At 52.8% G+C, this 18303-nt stretch carries 19 protein-coding genes; all 19 read right to left on the bottom strand.

Annotated elements, in window-relative coordinates; genetic code table 11:
- Window positions 1-5 precede the first annotated feature (5 nt).
- Entirely contained in the window at window positions 6-530 is a 525-nt protein-coding gene (locus NW747_RS06380) for a DUF1850 domain-containing protein (protein ID WP_008858600.1), read from the bottom strand.
- 77 nt (window positions 531-607) lie between these two features.
- The gene (locus tag NW747_RS06375) at window positions 608-1594 is read right to left on the bottom strand and encodes a TAXI family TRAP transporter solute-binding subunit (RefSeq protein WP_273097280.1); all 987 of its coding nucleotides are present in this window, start codon (window positions 1592-1594) and stop codon (window positions 608-610) included.
- Between the two features lie 172 nt (window positions 1595-1766).
- Window positions 1767-2288: a dCTP deaminase gene (gene dcd / locus NW747_RS06370; RefSeq protein ID WP_008858598.1), complete on the bottom strand. Its 522-nt coding sequence runs from the start codon at window positions 2286-2288 to the stop codon at window positions 1767-1769.
- Window positions 2285-3211, bottom strand: coding sequence for a type II restriction endonuclease (locus NW747_RS06365; protein ID WP_273186049.1), 927 nt, complete (start codon window positions 3209-3211; stop codon window positions 2285-2287). Before NW747_RS06365 ends, dcd begins: the two co-directional genes overlap by 4 nt.
- 1354 nt (window positions 3212-4565) lie before the next feature.
- Complete coding sequence (locus tag NW747_RS06360; protein WP_273186046.1) at window positions 4566-5567, bottom strand: alpha/beta hydrolase; 1002 nt, start codon at window positions 5565-5567, stop codon at window positions 4566-4568.
- 16 nt (window positions 5568-5583) lie between these two features.
- A complete protein-coding gene (locus NW747_RS06355; RefSeq protein ID WP_273186043.1) occupies window positions 5584-6270 on the bottom strand; it encodes a putative quinol monooxygenase in 687 nt (228 codons plus the stop codon).
- A 57-nt stretch (window positions 6271-6327) separates the two neighbouring features.
- Complete coding sequence (locus NW747_RS06350) at window positions 6328-6630, bottom strand: YciI family protein (RefSeq protein WP_273186041.1); 303 nt, start codon at window positions 6628-6630, stop codon at window positions 6328-6330.
- Between the two features lie 16 nt (window positions 6631-6646).
- Window positions 6647-7198, bottom strand: a complete 552-nt coding sequence (locus tag NW747_RS06345) for a flavodoxin family protein (RefSeq protein ID WP_273186038.1) — start codon at window positions 7196-7198, stop codon at window positions 6647-6649.
- A 14-nt stretch (window positions 7199-7212) separates the two neighbouring features.
- The gene (locus tag NW747_RS06340; RefSeq protein WP_273186035.1) at window positions 7213-7869 is read right to left on the bottom strand and encodes an aldo/keto reductase; all 657 of its coding nucleotides are present in this window, start codon (window positions 7867-7869) and stop codon (window positions 7213-7215) included.
- A gap of 105 nt (window positions 7870-7974) precedes the next feature.
- Window positions 7975-9156: an MFS transporter gene (locus NW747_RS06335; protein ID WP_273186032.1), complete on the bottom strand. Its 1182-nt coding sequence runs from the start codon at window positions 9154-9156 to the stop codon at window positions 7975-7977.
- Window positions 9157-9196: 40 nt separating this feature from the next.
- On the bottom strand, window positions 9197-9658 hold the full coding sequence (locus NW747_RS06330) for a cyclophilin-like fold protein (protein WP_273186029.1): 462 nt from the start codon (window positions 9656-9658) through the stop codon (window positions 9197-9199).
- Window positions 9659-9693: 35 nt separating this feature from the next.
- Window positions 9694-10866 carry an alpha/beta hydrolase gene (locus tag NW747_RS06325; protein ID WP_273186027.1) on the bottom strand — a complete coding sequence of 391 codons (1173 nt, stop codon included), beginning with the start codon at window positions 10864-10866 and terminating at the stop codon, window positions 9694-9696.
- 133 nt (window positions 10867-10999) lie between these two features.
- Window positions 11000-11890, bottom strand: coding sequence for a LysR family transcriptional regulator (locus tag NW747_RS06320; RefSeq protein WP_273186024.1), 891 nt, complete (start codon window positions 11888-11890; stop codon window positions 11000-11002).
- A 140-nt stretch (window positions 11891-12030) separates the two neighbouring features.
- Window positions 12031-13095, bottom strand: coding sequence for an iron-containing alcohol dehydrogenase (locus NW747_RS06315; RefSeq protein WP_273186022.1), 1065 nt, complete (start codon window positions 13093-13095; stop codon window positions 12031-12033).
- Window positions 13096-13227: 132 nt separating this feature from the next.
- Entirely contained in the window at window positions 13228-13557 is a 330-nt protein-coding gene (locus NW747_RS06310; RefSeq protein WP_273186019.1) for a cupin domain-containing protein, read from the bottom strand.
- A gap of 59 nt (window positions 13558-13616) precedes the next feature.
- Window positions 13617-15080 carry an ISLre2 family transposase gene (locus NW747_RS06305; protein WP_273186017.1) on the bottom strand — a complete coding sequence of 488 codons (1464 nt, stop codon included), beginning with the start codon at window positions 15078-15080 and terminating at the stop codon, window positions 13617-13619.
- Window positions 15081-15192: 112 nt separating this feature from the next.
- Window positions 15193-15630, bottom strand: coding sequence for a carboxymuconolactone decarboxylase family protein (locus NW747_RS06300; RefSeq protein ID WP_273186014.1), 438 nt, complete (start codon window positions 15628-15630; stop codon window positions 15193-15195).
- Between the two features lie 178 nt (window positions 15631-15808).
- Window positions 15809-16051: a DoxX family protein gene (locus tag NW747_RS10340; protein WP_419095306.1), complete on the bottom strand. Its 243-nt coding sequence runs from the start codon at window positions 16049-16051 to the stop codon at window positions 15809-15811.
- Between the two features lie 448 nt (window positions 16052-16499).
- Window positions 16500-18098, bottom strand: a complete 1599-nt coding sequence (locus NW747_RS06290) for a peptide chain release factor 3 (protein ID WP_273186008.1) — start codon at window positions 18096-18098, stop codon at window positions 16500-16502.
- Between the last annotated feature and the right edge of the window lie 205 nt (window positions 18099-18303).

The following is an 18303-nucleotide window of genomic DNA, read 5'->3' as shown; positions in this document are numbered from 1 at the left end:
AATAATCAACTCCTAATTTCTTTTTTCATGTACCACCCTTTATAAAGTGGCGCTACATATAGCTTCATTTCTTTTCCCAGAGGGACCATGGCATCCAGATCGTAGTCTTTGTCTCCTACGGTCAGGACTCCATGATTTGTTACTCCGTTGCGGATAGAGAGCTCAGGATAATTCCGGTTGATATCATCCAGAATAAACCAGCCGTCCTCTTCCCGGAACTTTCCCTCGTCAGCGGAAAAGGGAAGCCCCACCCCCATGGATTGATACTTGGTGGATTTCAGGACAAATCCGTTTGCTATCTGATTGACTTCCAGATACTCATAAATCATGGTCTTCTGGACGGAATGGCGATAGGCCAGGGTCACCGGCGTGCCGGCGTCCACCCGCTGTCTAAAAATGATACCGTCCGAGGTCTGGGCAAAGAGGAAAGGCATGCGGATGTACCAGCCGCCTATTCCTGTCACCAGGGCCACGATAATGCCGATGATAATAATCACTGTTTCCAGTGTCCCATTTTTCTGTTTTTTCATGAAAGCGAGAACGGACCCCTGTCAGGCCCGTTCTCCCTCCTTTCTATGCAAGGTATGGATCCGATGGGGATTCTTCCTTATTTAGCCTTCAGGTACTTTTCAGCGCCGGCGTTCATCTTCACGGACATACCTTCCAGAGCGGTGTCCTTGGTGATGTACTTGCCTACGGCATGGGCTGCTTTCATACGGTCCAGATGTTCATAGATGGCCTTCACAATCTGTTCGCCCAGATCGTCGCTGAGCTTATCGGTGGTAACGATGACGCACTTTACAGCTACGGTGTTGACGTCTTCATCCTGTCCAGGGTAGGTGCCCTTCGGAATGGTCATCTTGGTGTAGTACGGATATTTCTGCATGAGCTGGTCAACGATCTTCGGATCGATGTTGACGATGGCAGCGGACTTGTTGGCAGCCAGATCCTGGATAGCGGCAGTCGGGAAACCTGCTACCACTACGCCGGCATCTACGTTGCCATCCTTCAGTGCATTGGCAGCTTCGCCGAAGGAGAGGTACTGTACGTCGATATCATTATAGGTAATGCCATAGGCTTCCAGAATCTGACGGGCATTGGCTTCGGCGCCGGAGCCGGAAGCACCGACGGCAACTTTCTTACCCTTCAGGTCAGCCACTGTCTTGATGCCCTTATCCTGGGTGGTAACGAACTGGATGGTTTCCGGATACAGGGCAGCCAGGCCGCGGATGTTATCCATCTTGTTGTCTTTGAACATTTCCTTGCCGTTAGCTGCATAGTAAGCGATATCGTTCTGAATGAAAGCGATATCTACGGAACCGTCCTTCAGCATATTTACGTTGGCTACCGATGCGCCGGTGGACTGGGCAGAAGCGTTCATGCCTTTGATATTCTGGTTCAGCAGCTCAGCCAGTGCGCCGCCCAGAGGATAATAGGTGCCTGCAGTACCGCCGGTGGCGATATTCAGGAACTGCTTGCCGCCTGCCGAAGCAGAGCCGGAGCCGGAGCTGCCGCCGCAGCCTGCAAGAAGTGCCGTACCAGCCAGACAAAATGCACCTGCTACCATCAGTTTTTTCAATGCCTTCTTCATCATACTGTCCTCCTTGAATACCCTCACTGGGACCATCCGGTTCTCCTTGAAATTCCATCGGAATGTCCCGAAATACACAAAGGGTGAAATAAAAAAGCAGCCCGGCGCATAGGAAAAACCTATACGTCAGCTGCAGCTTCTTTGCCCCATGTGTTATAAAGTTACTATTATAATACTACTTTTCGAAATCTTTGTAAAGGAGGCTGGGCTGAATCCCCTGATTGTTCTGGTACTTGCCTCCGTTATAGCTGTCCGCTTCTCCCAGGACCGTATGGAAATAAATCTGGCAGATTTCTACGCCTGCATAAATACGGATAGGCTGGACGCAGAACATTTCCAGTGTCCAGTAGCCGGAAAAGCCTACATCTCCGAATCCTGCGGTGACGTGAATGAAAAGACCCAGACGGCCGATGGAAGAACGGCCTTCCAGCATGGGCACGAAGCACTTGGTCTTCGTATACTCTCTGGTGCGCCCCAGATACAGTTTATTGGGCTGAAGCACGATGCCTTCTTCGGGAATGTGGAGCAGATGGCCTTCATTTTTCTTCTTCATATCCAGCTCATGATGATCATAAACCATGAGCTCGTCAGACAAGGTAAGGTTATAGCTGTTGGGGTTGACCTTTTTCGGGTCAAAAGGATCGATAATGATTTCCTCTCCCATATGTCTTACGATTTCCCTGCCGGATAAAATCATTTCAATTTCCTGCCTTCCTGGTTAAAAATCTTCCGGTGCTCCGCCATGCGGCGCCGCACAAAATGTCCATGAGCCTTCTCGCCCGCCGTCAGATGGAAAAGCTCCCTTTCCTTCTCCGTGAGTCTTTTTGAAACGAGAAGCTCCCCTTTCATGCTGAAGGAAATGAGATGGGCCGCAAAAAGGGCACCATGGGTGGGACAGAAGAGAAGCCCCTTCTCCCCCTCTTCCTTCTCCCCATAGGGATAGGCCCGCAGAAGGGACATCCGATCCGCTCCGCAGACCAGACAGCAGGGATGGTCCCGGCCAAAGGATTTGCGCTGGAAATCCCGGTCCTTCTCCAGAAGCCGCCGGATCGCCCTTACCGAGGTGTCGGAGGGGTTGGAAAAAAGATTTTCTTCCCGCCCCTCTGCGGTCTTATCATCTTCCAGGATTTTGGAAATGGCTCGAATCCTCCGGTCCCCGGCTTCTTTCATTTCACCGAAAGCAGCGGCGGCTGCAGGCTTCAATATCCAGAAATAGGTACCGTTTTCCCCTTCCACCCCGTCAAACACATACTCCCAGGGTGCCATGACTGAGGATTCCTGCAGCGGTTCTTCTTCCTTCTCCAGGTTTTCCTGCACAAGAGGTACTGATTTCTTCGGCCTTCGGGCCTTCTTTTCTTCCGGATACAGGGGAAGGAGTCCCTTTTCCGCCATGTCCCGGATTTTTCCGCCGGCCCATCCCACAGCGGAATTCAGGGCCCGATACTCCATGTGGAGAGCGGCAGCAATGCTTTTGCCGTTGTCCATATGGTCCGTGGAATCATAGAGCCTATCAAAAATATCCATCATGAGACGGCTCATAACAGAGGTATCTCCCATGAGCATGAGCCAGCCCTCTTCCGTAATCCGGTCCCATTTCTTCAGCCCTTTGCGCCGTGCCATCGTTCCACCGCCTTTTCCGCTATTTAGGATATTATACCATTTTACGGCAATAGGAAAAAGGTTCTTAAGATAGAAGGACAGGCCTGCGGCGTGAGGGTTGACGGGCCACTGTGTGGCCTGGGTTCAGAGGGTTCAGAGGGTTCGGCCTGCCTTTGGCAGGCTGGTTCAGAGGGTGTCGGATTGCCCTACGGGCAATGCTTATGAAATCAGCGTTACGGGATGACCTTGCTGTATCATATGGCATAATAAGCATTCTGCGGATTGGCTCGCTGCGCTCGCCTCCCCCTATCCGGCTGCGCCGGACTTCTCCACGGGAAAGCGTGTCACACGATTCTCAGGTCGCTTTGCTCCCTTACGAATCGTGTTCCCTTGCCACCCTTGTTCAGGGGGCAGAATAAAACACCGCGAAACACTTTCTTCATAAATGGCTCTACAGTAAGCACGGGTTATTGTGCCACTGTGGAGGTCCTGCATAGGACCTCCAAGTGGGGCGAAGTAAGGCGCCTAGCCTGCCCATTAAGGCGCTTTCCTTTTGCCGCCCCACCGAACTGCGGGGGAAAGGTGGTGGCGCCAGCCACCAAAGGGGGAATGCCGGAGTGGTACATGAAGTATATGACTCTCTGTTTTTCTCCTCAAATTTCTTATTTCCCCTTGCGGTGGCAAGGGAACTGGATTCGCAAGGAGCCGTAGGCGACTGAGAATCCAGTGACACGCTTCCCTGTGGGTGAAATGCCACGTAGTGGCAAAAGGGTGTACGGGGCTGAGCAGCGATGTGATACTCTATCGCTATCCCGACTGCCGAGAGTGTAAAATTCTTTGTGTAAATTAGATTCCTGTTAATAAACTTGGTATTTTTGACCCTGTCAACGTCCGTGAAGATGGCCGCATCGTTCAGAAAGCCAACTATTCCGCCATCGGGGTCTCAAAGGTGTCTGTATTTGATACAATCGAACGATAGCAGGGCTTTTGAACACCCCCCGTGTTCAAAAGCAAATCGGTAATCGCAAAAGACATAATTATCCTTTCATGCGTAAAAATATAAAAAGAAGGACTCCCTTGGTGTATAGCAAAGTGTAAATTGCACACACCAAAGGAATCCTTCTTGTCTTTTAATTACTATAGCAAATTGTCAATAATCATATAAAAATCTTCCCATGTGAGCCAAGAATAAAAAATGTCAAAAATCTGTTACTAGGGAAGCGCTGATTAAATCGTTGTCTGCTTTTATTCTTGAATTTTTATGCAATGTAAGGAATGGGGCGACGCGAATAGCGAGCTATTTAAGGAGCCCCATGACGAAGCAGTGCATAAAAATCCTTATAAAAGCAGACTCTATGAATTAATCAGTGCTTCCCTAGCGCATCTGCCTGCTGACAAAGTCCCGAATTTCCCTAAAGGAAGCCACGCTGTCATCCAGCTCCGGCATCATCAGAGAGAATTCATGAGGCATACCGGGATAAACAGTCAAGGTTACATCCACATCATTGGATGCTGCCTTACGCATAAGCTCAATACTGTCATCCAGCAGGAGTTCATAGCCACCAGCCTGTATCAACATGGGGGGAAGCCCCGTAAGATTGGCATATAATGGGGAAAGTTGAGGATTTTTAAGGTCTGTACCCTTGGAATAGGTAGAATCTACCACAGCCTTGTAAAGGGGTGAGGCATTACGTCCCAAAACCAAATCACGATTCATATTATATCCACGTGAAGGCAGGTCATTGGCAAAGGTGGTCAAGGGTGAAATCAGTATCAGCATTTTGGGCTGCGGCATATTATGCTCTTTGAGATATACCGCCAGTTCCAAGGCCAGGTTTCCCCCAGCCGAATCGCCAATGACGATGATGTTCTCCGGCTCAACACCTTGATTCAGGATATACTCATATGCTTTAAAGGCATCCTCTAAAGCAGCCGGGAAGGGATACTCTGGTGCAAGACGATAATGAACCATGTAAAGCGATTGTGCTTCCGTAAGCACTGCCTGATTTACCCCCATCTGTCGGTGTCTGTCATGGAGTCCCTGTACATAGCCGCCGCCATGTAATTTCAGCATGATCCGGCCCTTCTTGCCAGATGGATTTTGCACCTGCTCCATCTTCAGGCCATCTACTGTAAAAGTACGGTAGATCCAACCATCCGGCACCTCGAATTTCACAGGAGCAGGTTTTGCGTCTCCCGGTTGAGGATGGAAAAACTTGCCCATTTCCTTTGCAACATAAGCCTGTTTGGCTTGGCTTTCCATCTGCAGGCCAGTTTCAGGAAGCATCCAAGCTGCTGCAGACATGGCAGTCTGAGCCCCTGCCAGCATGACCCCAATGATGCCTATGGTGATGCCATAGATAATTTTATTTTTCATACCGCTCCCCCCATAATCACTTATTATGGATTCCCTTATCGCTAAGCACGATATTGCCAGGCATATTCTCAACCATGTGAGTCATGCTGAACATAGGCATGACCTCCATCATATACGTTTGGCATGCCTCGGAAGCCTGATATTTTTTGAAAGCTTCTCTGTCACGATAGATTTCCATGGTATGGATGACGTTTGGTGCGTCGTGTTCTGCAGTAACGAACATCCCCAGAACACCGTCATCTTCGTTTACAGCCCTGCGAGCCTCCTGGGTTGTCAGCTTCTGATACTTGGCCAGCTTTTCCGGGATGACTTCATAGCGGTGCATGTAAACCACCTTGCCCACGCCCTTGTCTTTTTGCTCCAAGGCGATGCCATCCGCTTCCAATATCCGCAAATTTTTCAGAACAGGCAGTCTGGCTGCCCGATATGCCTGAAAAGCTTCACTGGTGCTGTGTATGCGATAAGCTTCATAGCTTTCATAGATTTCCAGAAGCCTCATCACATCTGGATTCTTGGCATCGACACCACCATACAGCGCATACGTGCCTGCTTCGCGGGCCGACTGCGGTCCAACCGTTTCCTGGGCAATGCGTCCCATAGCTGTCATACCACCCGGCGTAGATTCCACCACTGCCCAGTGCACCATGGGCATATTCCCCTCCGGGGTACGGATAGAATGGGCTGAGCAAAAGGAATTTGCCATAAATATACCTCCAAACAAGGTCAGAATCCCTATTTTAAACAATCGTTTAAAGCCATCTTATTTACCCTCGTACGATGCAAAATTCCTGGCGATTTTTCCCGCCTTAAAGGCATGGACTTCGTAATCTGCCATCCCATGGGCGTAGTAAACATCTTCTTTCAGTACAGCTTCCAAAGCCTCGCGGTTTTCGAGGCCGCTCAGCATGATGCCCGCCATTTCCTGATCCGTATAGGGGCCCACCAGCAGGAAATTTCCTTGTTCAAAATGGCGGGTAAACCACGCAACATGCTGCTGGAAAAATTCCTCTTCCTTGCCCTGTGGAATCTTTTCCGGATTCAAGGTTTCATTGATAAGAAACATGGCTCTTCCCTCCCAGTCAAAGATTCTTGCCCGTTTCATAGGCTTCCTGCATGGCCGCCGAGGCACGGATGGCTCCCGGTGCCAGAGCCGAAGTGCCGATGATGGCTCCGGCATTCCTCATATTGGCATGGGGGTTGAACTCGCTGAAGCAAGCCACATAATTATTGAAATCGGACAGGATATTGGCCATGAGCTTCTTGTCCGGCACTCCTCCCAAGGTAATCAGGTAAAAATCCTTGTCATGGAGTGTTGTCAAAAGGGGATAAGTGCGGTCAAGGAAACGCTTCATCAATCCTGTCCAGGTAAAATAGTACATGGGAGAAGCCAGCACGATAACATCAGCTCCCCGCAGCTTGTCCAAAATCTCTGCCATATCATCCTTTTGTACGCACTTGCCGCCGTTGTTGAAACAAGCCCGGCAGCCAAGGCAATCGCCAAATTTCTTATCACGCAGTTCCACTATTTCTGCCTTGTGGCCTGCCTCTTTGGCTCCACGCACAAATTCTTTCGACAAGATTTTCGTGTTGCCGTTCTTTCTCATGCTGCCATGAATGACTAAAACGTTCATGATTGCTCTCCTCTTCAGTCCATCTTCTTTTCCCACTCGCGGATGGTATTTACCTCAGCCTTATCAGCCAGGGTCTCCAGATGATTTATTTCTTCTGCGGACAAGATCACACTTGCCGCCTTTGCTGCGTCTTCCACATGGCGCACCTTGGTCACGCCAATGATGGGAAGAACTCCTTTGGATACGGCCCAAGCCGTTCCCACTTGTGCTGCGGACAGGCCATGCTTTTTACCGATTTCTCCCATGGCTGCCGTAAGCTCTTCCAGCTGGGCCAGCACAGGATTATAGATCCTGGCACGGTCAGAGCCTTCCGGGAAAGGGTGCCTGGTATCGTATTTGCCAGATAATGCCCCCTGCTCCAGCACCATGTAAGCAAAGAAAGTAATATCATTCTCCCGGCAGTAGTCCAGGATGCCGGAGCTTTCCGAAGAACGATTCAGCAGGCTGAAATGATTCTGCACGGCAGAAATCCTGAAGCCCTGTTCCCCCAGGATTTCATTAGCTCGCTTGATCTCGGACAGATTGTGGTTGGATACGCCCACATTCTTCACCTTGCCGCTCTTCAGCAGAGGGATAAGTACCGGAGTCCAACGTTCCACATCTGCAGGATTGTGAATCCAGTACAGGTCGATTACATCAATGCCCAGACGCTCACAGCTTGCCTCTGCCATCTTTCTTGTCCTGCTGCTCATCTCCGGGCAGAACTTATCCAAGAGCTCCAGCAGTACATCGCCGAAGCGTCAAAAACGAACAGCAATCTGCCATAAAACCACTTGTTACGAGCCGATAAGACAATCCGTCGCCTGCTGCTCATCTGCCCGGCAGTGTACGAACGGTGTGAGCAGCAGGGCAGCGGCCGCCAGCAGCAGGCCACCGCAGACGACGAAGGGCAGTCCGAGGCTGTGTATGAAAAAGCCGCTGATCATGGTTCCCGCCATGCAGCCGAGATTGGCCGCTGTCAGGAACAGGCCGTTGCTGAAATCCGGCGCATCTGATGCCACGCAGGCCAGCAGGTACTGATTGATGTTCGCATTGATGCCACCGAGAATGCCCCAGGCCACGATCAATGCCGCGAGAAGAGGCAGCAGCTTCCCACCACCTGCAAAGAGCAGGCAGTAGAGCGCGATGGTACACAGCGGGAAAAGGCGTACGGTCACGCTGGGACACCTGGCGAGGAGATTGCCGCCCAGATAGCTTCCGCAGATGTTCAAGAGACCATAGACGAGGAGCAGCACTGCGATGAGCTCTCCCGGCAGTGCCGCAACCTTCTGCAAATAATCAGCGAGGTAGTTGTAGACGCCGAAGATGGAGCCATTGAGGCAAATAACCGCCACGATGGCCAGCCAGACCGGCGGACGCTTCAGAACGGAAAGCTGCGCGCCGTAGCGCATTGGCTGCGTCACCGGCAAGTCCGGCACAAAGGCCATTGTCAGCAGAAACATGAGCCCCGTCACGCCTGCAAAGAAGACCATCGCCGCCGAAAAGTCAAACGTCGCTGCCAAGACATTGCTGATGGGCACGCCGACGACCATACCGGCCGCGACGCCCATGTTGATGCGCGCCACAGCCCGCGGCGCATCCTCTGGAGCCACCGAGGCAGCGGCCACGCTGAAGGCGAGTGCACAGTAGACCGGGTGGAAAAAGGCCGGCACGACGCGCAGCACTAAAAGGAGATAGAAGTCGCTCGCAACGACGGCCAGTGCATTGCAGATCGTGAACACACCCAGCACAAGCAGCATCACGTGCTTGCGATTGAAGCGCGAGAACAGCAGCGGCATCGTCGGCCCTGCGATGGCCACGCCAAGCGCGAACAGACTGACGAGCATCCCCGCCTGTACGATATCCACCTGGTACATCGCCGCCGCCATCGGCAGGATGCCGATGATGCCCATCTCCGTATTGAGGATGCTGAACACACCAAATGCCAAGATCAAGAGCAATAGCTGCTGTCGTTTCATATCATCTCATCCTTTCCGTCTCCAGACCGCTCTCTCCATCTCATGGCTGCAAGGTCAGGAATACATCACCTGCCCCCAGAGCAGCGTCCAGATCATTGTCTGCTTCGACGTGACCCAGGCGCGTGTAGCGGTAAGTCGTCTGAAAATCCTGATAGAACACCACGACATACTGACCGCCAAACAGCATGACATCCCCCTTATGGATCTCGCGGACATCTTCATCCGCCACTGTCAGGTGCTTCGGCAGTTTGTAGTATTTCTCGTTGCCATTGAGTTCTGTAAACGTCTTGGCCAGAGGCAGCTGCTGCCGCAGCTCGGCAGCAGCCTCCGTATCAGCCCACTTCAGAGCATACGCTTTGCTGCCCGCTAGTAGGGACGCCGCTCCTGTCTCGTGCATCTCTGCCTCCTTCCCGGACAAGGATGGGGCCGCCACTCCGGGGCCGCCACATCCCAGCACGATAAGTGCAATCAGAGCACAACAGAAAAAGAACAATCTGCTCATCAAACATCCTCCTCCCGGGTACGTCTTTCCAGCAATCATTCACTGAGGTACTTGTTGAAAAACGCGACGAGGCGGTCGAAGGGGATCTTGTCCATCTGGTCGTAGAGATCCGTATGCGTAGCACCCGGAACGACAATCTCCTCCTTCGGACCATCTGCCGCTGCATAGACCGCATCCGAGAAGTACTTAGAATGCGCCTTGTCCCCTGTGATGAGGAGCAGCGGGCGCGGGCTGAGTTCCTTGATGTGCTCCATCAGCGAGAAGTTGAAGAAGCCGTACGGCGTCGTCGAATCCCAGGCCAGCGTGTTGGAGTTGATGGCACGCGGATGGTAAGCGCGGCCGACGTAATAATCGTAGAAGCCCTTCACCACATCCGATGCATCCGCCGGCAGCTTGTCAGGGAACATCGTCTTCGTCGAGATCACCTTGCCATCCTTGTCGACGGCGAGCTCATGCGAACCGGGAATAGACTTGCCTGTCTTTGCCTCCTCATCGCGCATCTCGGCCAGGTGGTGCTTGACGATTTCGCGCTGCTCCGGCGTGTAGTAATCCCCATTATAGTGGTTGCGGATGCTGTCCGACATGTCGTACATAGCCGATGTCGCGACCGCCTTGATGCGCGTATCATTCGTTGCTGCCGTGATGGCCATGCCCGAGAGACCACAGATGCCAATAGCACCGATCTGCTGCGGGTTGACGAACTTGAGGTTGCTGACGAAATCGACTGCCGCGCTGTAATCTTCCGTGAATATCTCCGGCGAGCCCATATTGCGGCGCTTGCCGCTGCTCTCCCCCGTGGTCGATGGATCGAAGGCGACGGCAACAAAGCCGTTCTTGGCCATTTCCTGTGCGTAGAGGCCCGAGGACTGCTCCTTGACTGCGCCGAACGGGCCCGTCACGACGACAGCCTTGTACTGCTTCTTGTCATCAAAATCCTTCGGCAGGTAGAGGTGGCCCGCCACATCGAAGCCGTAGCGATTCTGGAACGTGACCTTCTTGACCTCAATCGTCTTGTCCACGGCGAAGACGCGCGTGTCGTTGTCCAGATCCTGGATCGTCGCATTCTTCATCTGTGAATCGTGCACGAGCGTTTTCGTCGGCACAGCTGCATAAGTCGTTTGCATCGCCATCCCTGCAAAAGTGAACGTCCCCATCATTACAGCAGCCATCAGCCAAGCGGCTCTTTTCTTGCTCTTGAATGTCTTCATGGAAAAACCCCTTCCTTAATGTTGCATCGCTGCAGCTCATCGCTGCATGCCCAGTTGTTTTACTTGATGCATTCATTATAAGGGAAGGGGTATATGATTACAAATACTTGGTTTTAATAATCTATGATAGGCTTTAGGCATGATTAGAGAACGCCTCGTCCAGGGCCGCCACGACGAGACGACCGGCGTGGGAGAAGACTTGGTCTCTGCGCCAGACCACATAATTCGCCGAGTAAATCACGGGGTCCAATGGACGGAAGACGAGCCCGCGTGACGAACCTACGGCATCCGCCATGCCCTTGAAGCAAAGCGCACTGCCCATGCCCGCCTCGATGAAGAAGATCGTATTGTAGAGCAGGTTGTATGTACCGGCCACTTCGATTTTCTCCGCTGCGCTGCCGAAATAATGATCCAGCTCGTGATGCTTCATCGCCTGCTCCGATACAATGAGCGGCTCCTGCAAGAGATCGGCGCGCTGTACGGCCTCTTTGACTGCCAGAGGGTTGTCTGCCCGCATCAGGAGCCCCCAGGCATCGTCGTGCGGGATGCGGCGAAACGCATACGTCCGCGGTGCATCCGCCCGGCAGACGAGCCCGAAGTCGAGCAATCCCTTCTGCAGAGAATCGTAGATCAGGTCTTCATTGCCGCTGACCAGATGGAACTGGATGTGAGGATAGGATCGGCGCAGCGGCGCCAGGACTTTCGCGACACAGGCCATCGCCTGCGTCTCGCCGGCACCAATGTAGATGTCCCCCGCCACGAGCTCATCCATCTTGGCAAACTGCTCCTTCGTCTTTTCTGTCAGGCTGAGAATCTCCTGCGCTCTCGCCTTGAATATCAGTCCGGCTTCCGTCAGCTGCGTCTTGCGCTTCCCGCGCACGAGCAGCTGCACGCCCAGTTCGTCCTCGAGATCCGACAGCTGCCGCGAAAGCGTCGGCTGCGTCAGGTGAAGTTCCTCCGCCGCCTTGGTGATGTTCTCATGTCTGGCTGCCGCCATAAAGTACTGCAGTACGCGTATTTCCATTCTCCCACTCCTCCATCATCTTCTATGATTGGTACACCTCCTCTATTATATACGCAAAGCCGCAATATAGAAAAGAATTGAAATAGACGAGGGGCTGAACGGAACGTCTCTTCCGTTCAGCCCCCATAAACCAGCAAGCATCAAAGACTTTCTTTCAGGATGGCGACGACTTCCTCGCGCTTAAGGACTTTATAGCCGCCCTCGAGGAGGAGCGTAGCATCGGCGATGCCATCGATCATATCTTTTGTCGCGCCGAGCTCGGAGATCTTCATGGCAAGCCCGAGTTCCTTCATCCAATCTTCCATGGCCTTGAGGCCTTCCTCGGCAATCTCCTCATCTGTCTTGCCTTCCGGGTTGACCTTCCAGACTTCAATGGCGAAGCGCTTGAATTTCGGCAGGCCGTACGGCAGGATGTAGCGGTAGTACGGCAGTGAGACAGCTGCAAGCGTCATGCCGTGCGTCGCATTCGTATAGGCGCCAACGGCCTGGCCGAGCATGTGGACCATCCAGTCCATGCTTTTCCCCTTGGCAATCAGCGTGTTGAGCGCCCAGGTCGCCGTCCACATCAGGTTGCTGCGTGCCTCGTAGTCCTGCGGGTTTTTGTTGGCAATGCGGCTGGCGTGCAGGACGGAGCGCATCAGGCCCTCGCTGATGTAATCGCTCGTGTTATCATCCTCACCGGAGAAATACTGCTCGCAGATGTGATTGAAGATATCGTAGATGCCTGCTGCCATCTGGCGATGTGGCAGTGTCATCGTGTACCGCGGGTTCAGGATGGCAAAGCGCGGGATGATCTTCTCGTCTGCAAAGACGTGACCTATTTTCTGCTTTGTCTTCTGATTTGTGATGACACAACCTGCATTCATCTCCGAGCCCGTCCCGACCATCGTCAGCACGCAGCCGACTGGCAGCGTCTCGCAGGACGGCTCCTCAAAGCGCACGAAGTATTTCTCCCACGGGTCTTCCTCGCAGTTGACTGAGACGGACACCACCTTGGCATAGTCGCAGACCGAACCGCCGCCGACGGCCAGGAGCAGATCCGCCTGATGCTTGCGCGCGATCTCGATGCCCTCATAGAGCTTTGCGAGCGTCGGATTCGGCATGACGCCCGCGATCTCTGCCACATTCTTGCCCTGCGCCTCAAGGCTCTTGATGACATCATCGTAGATGCCGTTCTTCTTGATGGAACTGCCGCCGTAGATCAAGACGGTTCTTGCCGTACTTCGGCAGTTCCGTGTTCAAGTAATCGAGTGACTGATCGCCAAAATAAAGCTTTACCGGGTTGCAATACGAAAAATTTCCTAACATACAATCCAATCTACTTCTAAACTATCGTGTCAGTCCTGCGGATACACCTCATCTGTGACGGGCTCGCACCACTCATTGCTTGTCTCCGTGCCCGGGATCTCGAACGCGAGATGAGAGAACCAGCTGTGCTGCTTGGCACCGTGCCAGTGCTTGACGCCTGCGGGAATCTCGACGATATCGCCGGGCTTGAGACTCTGTGGGGCCCTGCCCTCCTCCTGATACCAGCCCTCGCCGTCGACGCAGATGAGCACCTGGCCGCCGCCCTGCTTCGCGTGGTGGATATGCCAGAAATTGCGGCAGCCCGGCTCGAACGTGACGTTGCAGATGACAAGCGGCTCGCCCGGCTTCGTAAGTGTCAAGTTTTCCTCGGTAATTCATTTGACTGTCGATGATTACGATCTCCGTGGCTTCGGTTTTATCAGTATTTCTGTATAGCTCTGGCCAGTCTCCCCATTGGTGAAGAAGAAGCTCCATAAACGCCTATACGCCCCTCCAGGCATCCTGGCCTATAGTTTCTCATTTTGCGCTTCTGCGCCTCACTCCGGACATTCTGTGTGATTTTACGCTCTGCCTGCACCGCAGCCTTGTGCATGGCTCTATCCATCTTTTTGTAGCTTTTCCCATTAGCATGGTACAGGAGAGCTGCTGTAAGTGTTTTATTCTTCCGGGCGGTTAATACCCAAACCATACACTCCATTCCCTCGCTGGACCAGCTCCGTCCCTGCCGCTTCATGCGATAGCTGTAGAACCGGTGATTTGTTTCTGCAGTCCCCAGGTGAATCTCTGTATGGATGCCGCGCTGACTCAGGCTGGGGATATAGGGAGCATTTCTCTCCAGATAGCTCTGCAGCTTGTCTACCGCCTCCAAATCCGCCTCTGTTCGAGCGCAGCTCCGGGCAGTATCCATCCATACGGGAATCTGTTTCATAATATCGTCGCTCTGGTGAAGTTCTCGGATAATACGGTCTATCAGTTTCCTGTTGCAGAAGCTGAGCCGGGTCCGGATCTTTTCATGCACATGATAGCAGTCGCGGAAGTGCTGGTGATCCAGGCAGCCTTCTACCATTCGCTCAAAGTCCTGAAACTGGTATCCGGACCCTCCATCCCCATTCGACAGCACTGTGGTCTTAGACAGGTCATAGTGCTCAAGCAGATAGCTTCTTACCATTGCAAAAAGTTCTTTTCTGCTGGTAGATGCAAAGCAGCGAAGTCCTACCAGTTCTGTCCTGTTGCCATTTTTCCTGACTCCCTCATATACCTGGAGGCGGTGCACTTCCGAAACGCCGCCTTTCTCCTTGTTCTTGAGTACAATTCCATCTCCTTCAATCGCTATAATTTCCGGCTGTGTCGGCTTTTCAACCTTTTCCTCTTCTGCCAATGTTTTTTCGTAAGCCTTTGCCTTCTTACCGGCATAATTCTTGAGTGAGATAACGGACTGATGGGAGATGGTAATCCCTGCCAGGCTTTGCAGGAGTTCGCTGGCACTGCGAGATGTGGTAATTGCGACAGCCTCGACAATCCGCTCAATCATTCCCAGGCTGTAGTGCTTTCTGGACTCAAAGCCCATTTTACGATCCAAAGGATAGAAGCTCTTCCCGTCTTTCTGCAGAAGTCTTCGCGTATAGGTCAGCTCTCCATAGCGACAGTAAATTGTCCTAGAGTCCCGGCGCGTCACACGCCACCCCTGTACCTTGTAAATCTGATACAGCTCAGTGTCAATACGCGCCAGGGCCATAGCTATAAGCTGACAGTTCATTTCAGTGAGCCAATGAGTTAGCTTCCTTTCAGCCTCGATAGAGTCATCAGATTCCTTAATGAGAGAAATGACTGCTCCTATTGCATTTTCACTCCAAATTTCTCCAGTTTTTGTTATAATATCCATGAGGAAAGCCCTTTCTTTGTTTTATTTGTGCACGGAAATTATAACATTTCCACTCAAGGGGAGGCTTTCCTCTTTTATTGTTTCTGGAAAAATTTCCCTACCGAGTAAAATTTTACACTAAGCCCGGCTTCGACAGGACCTTCAAGTACGACTGGCCCGTGAAGTACTTGGCATAGGCATCGTTTGGCTCGCCGAGGCCGAAGAAGCCACCGCGGCCCTCTGCATCCGCTGCATCGGCGTAGACTTCCTTGGCCACAGGAAAGGCTGCCCAGGCGTTCGGCCAGCCAGCGTAGAAGGCCAGATGCGTGAGCAGTGCGGCCATTTCCTCTTTCGTAACGCCGTGCTGGCGCGCCGTCTGCAGGTGGTAGCGCAAGGCATCGCCAGCAGTTCCCTTGCCGACCAGTGCCGAGACCGTCGCGATGCTGCGAAGCTTCGGCGAAAGCTCATCTTCCTTGGCCCACACCTCACCGAAGAGCACATCATCGTTGAGCGCCGCGAACTGCGGTGCAAAATCGCCCAATGCCTTGCGTCCTGCTGTCTGTTTTTCCATGATAAATCCTCCTGTCCCACGACTTCATCTTTTTCTTTTATCATAACAGGGTATGCATACCATGTAAAATGCTTATCAAAAATCATCCAGCATTCCTAAAACGTATTACTCATAAGCCAAAGAGAAAGCCCTGCCTGTTCCAGTTGAACCAAAACAGACAGGGCTTTCTTGTGGAGATTCAGAAATGATTGTGTTTTTCTTCGCCGACTTCATTGCGAAACAGGTGATCGAGGCTGTAGCGGCCTGGACCGGCGAAGACGACGCCGATGTAGAAGACACCTTCCTCAAAGGGGCGCGAGCCCTGCAGGAGCGGCGCGCCGGGGGCGAGCTCGATGGAGGCTGCCATCATGAGATTGCCGACGAGAAAGAGGGCCATCGGGCGGTAGAACAGGCCGAGCAGGATGAAGATCCCGCCGAACATCTCCGCCAGGCCGGAAAGCAGGCCGAAGAACGTCGGGAAGAAATGGATGCCCGCGTTAGGATTTACCTTTCTGTGCCATAGGGCTTGATTGGCATTCTGGTGATTAGCCGCTGCGCGGCTCCCCCTTATCCGGCGGCGGTTTGTGTATCGTTTCGCTCAGGGGGCAACAGCCCTGCCGGGCTGAGGGTGGTGGTAGCGGCTTCGCCGCAGATTATTAAAGTCAGCGTTACGGATTCACCTTTCTGTGTCATATGGCAAAATAACCATTCTGCTGAATTATCTGCCTTCGGCAGATACACCCCCTATCCGGGTGCGCCGGACTGCCCCCGCAAGCGGGGGCAGAATAAAGCTCTGAAAAGCAGTCCTTTCATAAGCAGCTCACAGCGCTTGCCAGAATGCCAAAAAGCAGCAGAGCCATCTGCGGTTCTGCTGCTTTTGATTAATTTCCTTACAATTCTGCCACACCCAGGGGCGGGCTTTCAAGGAATTTGACTTTTGGATTTCTCTGGGCCAGCCAGCCTGCCTGCCAGGCATTGGGCAGGAGGTATACCGGCCGCTCGCGGCGGTCGTAGACCACCATGGCATTGTCGATGCCTACCAGTTCTTCCGGCGGCACATCGCCTTCGGTCCAGCGGGCGGCGGTGAAGCCTAAGGGTTCCAGGTTCACCGATACGTTGTATTCGTTTTCCAGCCGGTATTTCATGACTTCAAACTGCAGCTGGCCAACGGCACCGATAATGAAGGATTCCATGATGTAGGGCTGCTTGTACACCTGAATGGCCCCTTCCTGGGCCAGCTGGGTAACGCCGTTCAGGAACTGCTTTCTCTTCATGCTGCTCACCGGTGAAAGGCGGGCGAAGAGTTCCGGCGGGAACACAGGGAAGTCGATGAAAGTGACAGGATGTTTCTTTTCGCATACCGTATCCCCTACGCCTAGTTCACCGGTATCGAAAACGCCGATAATATCGCCGGGATAGGCTTTTTCAACGGTCTGTCTTTCGGTGGCCAGGAACTGCTGGGGCTGGGACAGGCGGATCATTTTGCCGCTCTGACGGTGAAGCACGCTCGCCCCTTTTTCAAAGACACCGGAGCAAATGCGCATGAAAGCCACCCGATCGTGGTGCTTGGGGTCCATATTGGCCTGGATTTTGAAAACGAAGGCGGAGAAATTGGGATCTTCCGGGGCCACTGTGCCTTCCAGTGTCTTTCTCGGTTCCGGCGGCGGAGCCAGCTCCAGATATTTTTCCAGGAAGGGCTGTACGCCGAAATTGGTCATGGCGGAGCCGAAGAACATGGGGGTCAGTTCTCCTTTTGCCACTTTTTCTTCATCGAAGGGGTCCCCTGCTTCGTCCAAAAGTTCCAGGTCGTCTTTCAGGGACTGAATGATTTCAGGGCTCAGATGGGAGGTGATTTTTTCATCGTCCATTTTCCCGGAAATCACTTCCAGTTTCTTTACGCCATGGGCATTGTCCTTGATGAAGAGATGGCACATTTCCGTTTCTCTGTCGTAAATGCCGGTATAATCGCCATTCACTCCGATGGGCCAGTTCATAGGGCAGGAGCGGATGCCCAGTACATCTTCAATATCGGCCATGAGGTCGAAGGGATTCTTGCCGAAGTGGTCGATTTTATTGACGAAGGTAAAAATCGGAATGCTCCGGTCGGAGCAGACTTTGAAGAGTTTCTTCGTCTGGGCTTCCACGCCCTTGGCCACGTCGATAACCATGACGGCGGAGTCTACCGCCATGAGGGTACGGTAAGTATCTTCAGAAAAGTCCGCATGCCCAGGGGTGTCCAGAATATTGATGCGGCAGCCCTGGTAGTCAAACTGGAGCACCGAGCTGGTGACAGAAATACCACGCTGTTTTTCAATTTCCATCCAGTCGGAAACGGCATAGCGGGCTGTCTTTCTTGCCTTGACGGATCCTGCCAGATGGATGGCTCCGCCGTAGAGCAGTAGTTTTTCAGTAAGCGTCGTCTTGCCGGCATCCGGGTGGGAAATGATGGCAAAGGTGCGGCGTCTTTTTATTTCTTCCAAATCAGTCATGTTTCACCTCAAAATTAAAATAAGCGTCATACCATTATACCCCATGGGGCGGGGCTGTGAAAAGGGATTTTCTCTATAAACGGGGATTGGGAACTGGGAACTGGGAACTGGGAGCTGGGAGCTGGGGGCTAGGGGCTGGGTATTGGAGACTGGGGACTGGGGATTGGGGACTCCTTTTTTCCGTTCAGAAAACCAGTGAACCATG

Source organism: Dialister succinatiphilus, assembly GCF_928721695.1.
In the GTDB taxonomy this organism is placed as follows: domain Bacteria; phylum Bacillota; class Negativicutes; order Veillonellales; family Dialisteraceae; genus Dialister; species Dialister succinatiphilus.
This window is presented reverse-complemented; position numbering and strand designations above follow the sequence as displayed.